The following is a 2,976-nucleotide window of genomic DNA, read 5'->3' as shown; positions in this document are numbered from 1 at the left end:
GCTCCAGCGCTATCCGCTCCACCGCCGTCCGGTCCACCGCCATCCGGTCCGTCATGGCCCGCAACACCGTCCAACACCCTTCCGTCCCCACTTACGGACGGCGAATCGCGCTCCGATGCGGTCAGCTCAGCGGTCGCGGCCAGCCTGACCTTGATCGGTGACGATCGCCTGCCGCTCGTCACGGCGCTTGCGGTGTTCAGTGAGGATGTGACGATCCCGTATGTCACGCTTGAACGTTTCTGGGCCCAGCTGGACCAGTTGAGTCCGCAGGACAGCAGCCGTCTGTGCGGCGACCTGTTACGCCTCGCCCTCGCGACCGCGGCCGGCGCGACCGAACCAGGGCTGCGGCTGCATGACGACATCCGCCGCGCGTTGCGCCACGAATACGCCGCCGACCGGCCTGGCGGTGACGCTGATCGGTTACCGTCGCTGCACCGCGCGCTGATAGACGCGCACCGTATCGGCCTCCCAACCGAACCGGATGGGCATACCGCCTGGTGGGCGCTTTCGCCCGACGAGCCCTACCTGTGGAACCACCTCGCCGGACACCTGCGCCTAGCCAGCATAGCTGGCATGGCCGACATGATCGACAACACAGCGGCCGATACCGCCGATACCGCCGACGACACGACCGCCGATACCGCCGAGAGCACCACTGACGACACGGCACGTGACCCGGCAGGGATCGAGCTGGACGCACTGGTCATTGACTTACGCTGGGTAACAGCTCGCCTGCGGCTGCACGGAGTCGCCGCGATCAACGCGGACCTGGCGCTGGCCCGGGACCCGCGTGCGCCCCTGCTGCGGACCCGCATCGAACAGAACGCCTACCTGCTGACTCCGACCGACCCCGCGCACGCGCAGGCGGCCACCCTCGTCAGCCGGTTATGGGATGATCCGGACTTCGGCGCGGCAGCCCGGACCTTCAGCGCGGCCCAGCCAGCCGGGCGCATCACCCCCGCCTGGCCGATGCCCGATCTCCCAGACCCCGCCCTGCTGCGTGTCCTCACCGGCAACCCACGCGTTGTCGTTGGTATCGCGGCCAGTCCGGATGGTCGATGGGTCGCGGCGGCGGGTTCGGACACATCCGTTCGGGTCAGCGAGACCAGCGGCGGCCAGCAAAGCATGGTTTTTCCTCCGGCGAAGAGCGGGTTGATCCTCTCCGTCCGGTTTACTCCTGATTCGAAGTATCTCCTCCTCACGACAAGCGAAGGTTTCCTGCTGCGGCTGGACGTGGCGGCCGGCGACCTCACCGTGACCCGTCCCTTCGCGGGCGGCCGCTCACCGCTGCTTGATCCGACCGGCCGCTGGTATGCCTGCACCGATCAGGACTCGCTTCGGGTGATCGATGTCGACACCGGCCAGGAGCGCCGGGTCATCCGTGGCATCATGAGCGCGAAGCCGCTGGCATTCAGCCCGGATGGGAACCATATCGTCTGCGCCGGCGGCAAGATCGACGTCTTCTATTTCGTGAATCTCGCGACCAATATAAGCCAGGCACGTCAGGTACGGCTGAGCCCGCGCCATTGTGTGGCGCTGACCGCGGACGGCTCACGGCTCGTCGTCGGCGAGGAAAGCGGACGGATAGAGATCACAAAATGGTCCACCGGCACGGTGACCCACTCGTTTTCCGGCCACACCGGAAAAGTGACTGCACTGGCCGTACATCCCAGCCTCGACCGGCTGGTCTCGGGCGGCCACGACGGAACGGTCCGGGTCTGGGACCTCACCGACGACGACCGGCGGGCGGTCCTGCACGGACACTCCGGTCCGGTCACCGCAGTCGCCCTCAACGAGGACGGAACCATCATCTCAGCAGGCGAGGACACGACCGTCCGGTTGTGGGACGCCTCCCGCGCCTGGCCGGGGGCCGGACGAAGCTTCCGCCCGGTCGAGCGGCCGGTCTTCGCGGGCAGTACCGCCGCGGTGCTGACGCACCCGAACGACGGCTGGTTCGCCGCGGCGGAACATGACGGCGTCCATCTGGTGGACTCCTCCAGCAGGCTCGAGCTGCGGGTCCTGCCCGGCGCCGGAATCACCTCGCTCGCGGTCAGCCGGGACGGCGAAATCCTCGCCCTCGCCGGGGAGGACCACTACGTCCGTCTCTACGAGACCGGCTCAGGCCAGCCGCTTGCCCGCATGCCGTCCGTCCAGCCGCCCGCCCAAGTAGTGATCAGTCCACAGGATCAGTACATAGCCTTCGCCGGACGGCTCGGCCGATGGATCCACGTCAGCCGCCTGACCGCGGTTGCCGACACCACGAGGCGACTGCGGATCCGGCGGGGCACGACCACGTCCCTGCACTGCGAACAGTACGTCCGCGCGATCGACATCACCGCTGACGAGAGGACCCTGGTTTCCGTCGACGGCACCGGCACCTTCCGGCGCTGGAGCCTCCCGACCGGAAGACCACTGGATACCATCCAGTGGGAGGGATTCACGGTGGCGGTGATGAAGCTGGCGCCGAGCGGTCACGATGTCGTGTGCGGGGCCATCGACGGCAACATCCACGTTTTCGATCATCGGACCGGTTCCGCGGCCAGAACCGTCACCGGCCACGCGGGCCGAGTGACCGACCTCGCTTTCACCCGCGATGGCAGATATCTCGCAACCACCGGTGACGACCAGTCGGTCCGGGTATGGCATACCGGTTCGTTCGAGTGCATCGCCGCGTTGACAGTGGACGGACCGCTGCGTTCGGTCGCCTGGTACTCGACCGACGACCGGCTTGTCGTCGGCGGCGACGGAGGCCTGTATGTGTTCGACCTCGTCCACCCCGATCGAGGCTGATCAATACCGATCGGGATTGATCAGGACCGGGCCGCCAGATCTGACCGGCCTTCGACGCCAACCCCGCGGCGCGCTCGAGCGTCAGAGGATACAAGGGGTTCCCGGCTCTGGACGGAGGGTCGGGAACCCCTCTCCACGGCCCCCGGGCCCACCGGGCATGCCAAAGATCAATAATCCCTGAGAGCG

At 67.4% G+C, this 2,976-nt stretch carries 1 protein-coding gene; it reads left to right on the top strand.

The annotated features are described in order from the left end of the window. The first annotated feature begins 150 nt into the window (after positions 1-150). The gene (locus MJ783_RS09520; RefSeq protein ID WP_239310018.1) at positions 151-2,790 is read left to right on the top strand and encodes a WD40 repeat domain-containing protein; all 2,640 of its coding nucleotides are present in this window, start codon (positions 151-153) and stop codon (positions 2,788-2,790) included. Positions 2,791-2,976 lie beyond the last annotated feature (186 nt).

This window comes from Protofrankia sp. Cj3, assembly GCF_917627355.1.
Lineage (GTDB): Bacteria > Actinomycetota > Actinomycetes > Frankiales > Frankiaceae > Protofrankia.
The sequence above is the reverse complement of the archived record's forward strand: the minus strand, read 5'-3'. Positions and strand labels throughout refer to the sequence as shown.